The sequence below is a fragment of the Streptomyces sp. A18 genome (assembly GCF_059026065.1).
In genome coordinates this window covers 1-5,794 of record NZ_JBWLKL010000092.1, presented here as the reverse complement: position 1 = coordinate 5,794, position 5,794 = coordinate 1, and the positions used below count along the sequence as shown (strand labels likewise).

General features: G+C 69.3%; 4 protein-coding genes. 1 reads left to right on the top strand and 3 read right to left on the bottom strand.

Annotated elements, in window-relative coordinates; genetic code table 11:
- Positions 1-505: 505 nt before the first annotated feature.
- The 3 genes from AC5P1C_RS43330 to AC5P1C_RS43320 form a co-directional block, all read right to left on the bottom strand.
- Positions 506-706 carry a hypothetical protein gene (locus AC5P1C_RS43330; RefSeq protein WP_493871525.1) on the bottom strand — a complete coding sequence of 67 codons (201 nt, stop codon included), beginning with the start codon at positions 704-706 and terminating at the stop codon, positions 506-508.
- Positions 707-1,373: 667 nt separating this feature from the next.
- Complete coding sequence (locus tag AC5P1C_RS43325; RefSeq protein WP_493871524.1) at positions 1,374-3,281, bottom strand: P-loop NTPase family protein; 1,908 nt, start codon at positions 3,279-3,281, stop codon at positions 1,374-1,376.
- Between the two features lie 1,287 nt (positions 3,282-4,568).
- Positions 4,569-4,892, bottom strand: coding sequence for a DUF3560 domain-containing protein (locus tag AC5P1C_RS43320; protein ID WP_493871523.1), 324 nt, complete (start codon positions 4,890-4,892; stop codon positions 4,569-4,571).
- A gap of 376 nt (positions 4,893-5,268) precedes the next feature.
- Here AC5P1C_RS43320 and AC5P1C_RS43315 point away from each other — a divergent pair, with 376 nt between their 5' ends.
- The gene (locus AC5P1C_RS43315) at positions 5,269-5,583 is read left to right on the top strand and encodes a SpoIIE family protein phosphatase (RefSeq protein ID WP_493871522.1); all 315 of its coding nucleotides are present in this window, start codon (positions 5,269-5,271) and stop codon (positions 5,581-5,583) included.
- The last annotated feature ends 211 nt before the right edge of the window (positions 5,584-5,794 follow it).

The window sequence follows — 5,794 nt, the reverse complement described above, 5'->3', positions numbered from 1 at the left end:
GGGAGCCGGGAGCCGGGAGCCGGGAGCCGGGAGCCGGGAGCCGGGAGCCGGGAGCCGGGAGCCGGGAGCCGGGAGCCAACCAACATTTGGGTTGTCGCGGGAGTGGCTTCTGGTCGGCGGCAAGCCGTTCGTGGATGGCTTTGTGTTGTCCCACCCGGAGCAATTGGAACGGCTGGGCAGGGTCTGCGCCGAGGCGGTTCCCTCGGCCGTGCTCGGCGGAGATCCCTGTTTCGATCGGATGCTCGCCGCTCGCCCGTATAGGGAACGGTTCAGACGCGCTCTGGACGTCCGCCCTGGGCAACGGCTCGTCGTCCTGAATTCGACTTGGAATTCTGAGGGCTTCTTCGGCAGTGGGCGGGACATCCTGCCCTCTCTACTTCCCCGGCTTGCCGCAGAGTTGCCGACCGATGACTATCGGCTGGCCGCCGTTCTCCACCCGAACATCTGGTACGGGCACGGACCCGGCCAGATTCGGGCTTGGCTGGACCAGGCGCGGCGCAGTGGGCTAGCTCTGATTGATCCTGTTCGCGGTTGGCGGCAGGCTCTCCTTGCCGCCGACCTGGTCGTCGGGGACTTCGGCGCGGTGTCGTACTACGGCGCTGCTCTGGGCACGCCTGTGCTGCTGGCGGCGGACGGGCAGGAAACTCTCGATCCGGAGTCGCCGCTCGCAACGTTCGTCCGACGCGCGCCACGACTCGATTCGCACGCCTCCTTGCGCCCCCAGGTGGACCAAGCGCTGGGCGGGGGTTGTCGGGATGCAACACCTGCCCGGTTTGTCACATCGGAACCGGGGCGGTCGGCCATGTTGTTGCGTCGGCACTTCTATGGGCTGATGGGCCTGTCCGAACCCGCTGGTCCCGCATCCTTGGAGCCCCTGCCGCTGCCCGCCTACACACCCCGGAGCGTCACGGCTCCACTGCGGGTCCGCACGCGGGCCCGCGGGAGGGTCATCGCCATCGAGCGCTCCACGGAACATTCCTGCGACGCCGTCTGGGACACACACCTGGCCGTGCACGAAGACACCCGCCACCCGGGAGATCTGGAATTGGCGGACGTGATCACGCGGGAAGGACAGGAGGACGACCCGCGACTGGGGGGTGCAGGGCTATGGACTGGTGAGGTCCTGCAGAGCCATCCGCACTGCACGGCGGCGGTGTATGTGAGCGGGCCCGACAACTGCACGATGCGCATACGACATCACGGCGTCTTCCGGCTGTCCGGGCGTCCCGGAGAGAGCGCGGATCCAGCTGCGTACGGGTCCGCCCTGTACGGGTGGCTGGCGAGCGGCGGGAGGGTACCCGCGAGCGGCCTCACGCTCAGGGTGCACACGGCAGACCGTGTGCACCCCGTCGTCGTTGAGTTGTTGACGGCGCCTATCGTTGGGACGACGCCTCACAGCGCCGCCGCAAAGCGGCCAGGTACCTCAAGTGCGGAGCCGCTTGCGGAGTGAGCAGGGATTCGGCGTCGGTGATGATCGCCAACGCAGCGGCGTCGTCACCTGCGTCGTGTAGCGTCTCGGCGAGGTCCGTGAGGGCTCGGGCCTGGTTGTACGGCTCAGCCGGCCTCTCCTGGCTTCCGGCAAAGAAACTCGCAGCACTTTCCAGAGCACGGCGGGACTCTTCCAGTCGGCCCAGGCCGCGCAGGGCCCGACCCTGGTGGCGTTCGGCCAGCGCGAGGGCCCGGGGGAGGTCCCCGGCGCCTTCCTGGCCGGCAGTAATCCTGCGGTAGATGTGTTCGGCCTCGAGGAACCTCTCGTATGCCTCCTCATACAGCCACCGGTTCAGACTCAGCAGCCCGAGCAGTTCCACCGCAGATGCCTCGCCGCGAAGGTGTCGTGCCTCCTGCTCGTAGGCGACAGCGGCATGCGCCGCACGGTTCGCCCGCTCCCATCGGCCGACCTCGCCCAGGCAGTGGGCCAGCTGGAAGTGCAAGGCACCGGCCATGCGGGGATCCGTGCGGTACTCGTCGGCGCACCGGGCCGCGACATGGAGTGCCGGAAGGACCTCATCCCAGTATCCGGCTTTCAGCTGCAGCGGCCACAGGCTGCGGGCCAGTCGCAGCGCACTGGTGATCTGCTGGTGTTCCTCGGCCACGCAGACGGCCCGGACGATGTTGGCCACCTCGGCGGCCAGCACCGTAACGCCGTCCGACTCGGTGCGGCCAAGCTCGGGGGGCTGCGGTGCCGGTTCGGTCCGCCAGCTCTGTGGCAGAGCGGCATGCGCCGCGTGCAGCGCACGCTCCAGCAGCAAGTCGAGCACCCGGATGACGGCTTGTGAGCACTCCACGGCCCCGTCCTGTGAAGCAGCAATCTCGGCCAGCGTGCGCCTGATCTCAGGACGGAAGCGGAAGCGTCCGTCCGGGAGCGGGTCCAGCAGCTCCGTTTCGGCGGCCTCGGCGAGCAGCCGCGCGGCCTTCCCCACGTCGTCAAGGCCGGCGGCCGCCGCGGCGAGTTCCGCGCTGATCGACGGCCAGCCACCGAGCGCGGTGAGCCGGCACAGTCGCATCGATTCCGCGGTGAGGCGGAGCGAGGCGCGCTCCGCAGCGCCGAGCATCGGCTCCCGGCGTGTCTGGGAATCGAGGCCGGTGTCGGTCTCGTGTGCGGAGGCGAACTCGCTTCGGCCCAGCAGCCGCGCTTCGGCGTGGAGCGCGAACGCGTTGCCCTGGCAGCGTTGAAGGAGACTGGGAAGCTGTGCCTTGACGCGTGCGGCGTTCTCCGGCCCGGCCACCTTGCGCACCAGTTCTTTGGCGTACCGGTCGTTCAACGGCTGCATGGCGATGCGTTCGGCCTCCAGCAGCAGAGGATGCCCGGACACGACGACCAGCAGGAAAACGTCGGAGGCGGCCGGTGTAAGGCTGCGGACCTGGGCCAGCGACGTGACGTGGTCGATGACGACGAGGGCCTTGCGCCCCGCTGTCAGCTTCCGGTACAAGCGGACGCGGGCGGCTTCCGTGGACGGGATCCGGTCGTGGTCCACATCCATCTCGAGGAGCAGCCTCAGCAGCACCGTGGCTGGTTCCGGCCCGCTCTCTCCCGCGCCGCCATCGCGCAGATCGACGTAGAACTGCCCATCGGGAAAGCAGTCGTTGCCTTCGGCCGCCAGACGCAGAGCCACCGCGGTCGTGCCACTGCCCGGGGGCCCTGCCAGTTGCGCAACTCGGGGCCGTCCCTCCCAGGGGCGGTGCACCTCACGCATCAGTTGCTTCAAGACCTTCTGGCGGTTCGTGAATGCCCATGGTGCGGGAGGCATGCCGCCCGTGGACGGTGACACGGTCTGGTCCATGCTGTTGTCCAGGAGAGCCGACCACTCGCTAACCTGCCGCGGATCGCGTTCCATGCGCGCGTGCAGAAGTTCCGCCAGCGCCTGACTCGCCTGCGTGCCAGCCGGAAGGGGGGTTTGCCGCCCCAGTGTCCTCCTCACGAGTGCACCTGCGGACAGGCTCAGATTCTTCCCGACCTCCCCTGCCGCGCCGTTACCTACGCCCAGCAGGAACGTGGTGAGCGCACTGAGCGCTAGGACCTCCAACACACCGGCCTCTCCCCCTGTAGCCAACTCGAGTACCTGCCGGATTCTATCTCCGGTGCCTGAGCAACTTCCCTTGCTGGCGCGCTACATGAACGGGTGATCAAGAGGGTCGCCCGCATGTGCCCGCACTGCTGGGGTGGCCGGCCATGGCGTGGTCGTGGGCCAGGGTGCCGTCGGCATCGATCGCCTCCAGGAGGCACGCGACGCATTACTCGCGAAGCTCGCGGCCGCCTCGTCCTCCGAGCGGCCTCGCCGGCAGTGCGTCGGCCGCCTGTTGGGTGAGTACATCGCAGACACGCTGGCTATCGGCGATCCCGACGCCCGCGCCCTGAGGGATCTGCCCCCACTGCGCCCCCTGCCCCATTTCCTCCATAGGCCCAGAACGCCTTGCCGGTCTCCTTGCGGAGCTCCTCGCCGAACAGGACCGTGGCGAGGACGACGGTGAAACCTGACCGGGGCCAGATTCGGGTTCACCGGGCCGGTTCAGGAACCCGAACCGGGCTTTCCGACCACGAGGTTGACCCACTCCTGGTCACACTGGCCGGGGATCATCCGGCCGGCCCGCCGCCAGGCCGCGACGACAGCAGCAAAGATCGGCGGCTCACTGTCCCGAAGAAACGCTTCACCGTAGCCATGCGCAGTCCTGCCCCGGCGCCCGCTCGGCGCTGGAGCCTCTTGCATCGTGGTCATACCGGCTCAACGACGACCCGGGCCATCGGCACCGGGTCCGACCGCACGTCACCCGACCGGGTAAGCCCCTGGCTCTACTGCTCGCGCACGGGCGAACTCGCGGAGCAAGGACACCTCACCGAACGTGCCGCAAAGGGTTCCCCACCGATCCGAAACCTGCGTGTCTGTGCTGCGGGCGACGACCGCGCGATGCTGCTGCGCGCTCTGCGGCTCCTCGCCGTCTCATCCCCGTGATTGCCAAGCGCCCGCCTCAACACTCCCTGAGCTGGCCGAGATAGGCGCGGCACAGCTTCTCTCCCGCGCTGCACCGCCCCGAGCCCATCGCGACGCACTCCAGACAGCGCTGCACATGGGTCACATACGCCCGGAAGCTGTTGCGGGCAGCGGCCCTGCTCGATCGCAGCGAGGTCGGCAACGCCCTGCGCCTGCTTCGCCTTCTGGCTCGGCGCGCTCGGCCTCCTGCCCGGCCTCGATGCTGCGCCGGGTGGCGTTGTCGGCCCGCTCCCGGTCGCGCAGCGCGGACTTGTAGGAGTGGTGACCGACCAGGAGGGGCTGTCCGCCGGAGAATCGGCCGTACATGCCCGATGCGCGTTCACTGCGCAGTTCGGCGTCCTTCCTGAGCTGGTCGGCGCGCTGCTTCAGCTGGTCGGCGCGTCGCTGTTCGGGAGCGTCAGCCATGGGGAGCTCCTTCGTCTGGGTTCGGGTTCCGGGGGCCGGGGCGGGGGATGCCCGCCCCGGCACGGGGGCGTTCAGCGGCTGGCGAAGGCAGGCTTGGCGGCCAAGACTTGAAGGGCCGTGGCGCGGGCCCGGGAGGCCGAGCAGGGGCCCAGCAGGCGCGTCAGGAGCTCCAGCAGGGCGTCCTGATCGGCGGCGCCAGGCGGACGCTGTGGCGTCCAGGAGCGGCTTCGCTGGCCCCGGGGAAGTCGGGTGAGCCTCGGTGCAGAGGCAGGCCGGTTCGGGGGCCGGCGGCAGACAGGGCACTTCAGGTGCCAGCGGTTGTCGGCCCCGGGGTCACCCGCGGCCGGTCCTGATGCGCGACGGACGCGCCGCCCAAATGCCATTCCCGGCCGGTGGCCCGGGGCTTCCGCTCGGTGTCCTGCCCGGCACTTCGTACACCGCGGCCACCACCGAACTCCACATCGGCGACATCGTCCTGATGTACTCGGACGGGCTCACCGAACGGAGGAACAGCGACCCGGACCGGGACACGCGGCGCTTCCTCGCCGCGGCCGAACAGAGCTGCCGGACTACGGCCCCGACGGCCGGCCACGATGGTCTCAACCAGTACGTCGAACAGGTCGTCACCCACCTGGATGGCCCGCACCGCTCGGACGACGCCACGCTCCTCGCCCTGCGCCACGAGAGGTGAGACGAGCCCTCCAGATTCGTGAATCTCGCTCACGGTGGTTGACTGAGCCGTGGCTCAACAGCTCGCGGCGCGTTCCGGCTACATGGACGCCAACGACGCGACACCACAGGGGCACGCCAAACTCGTCGGCGCGAACAGGCTGAACTCGCCCCGTACCGGAGGGCTGGAGCGCGGTTCCTGCACGGCACCTTCCTGCACGGCACCTTCGACA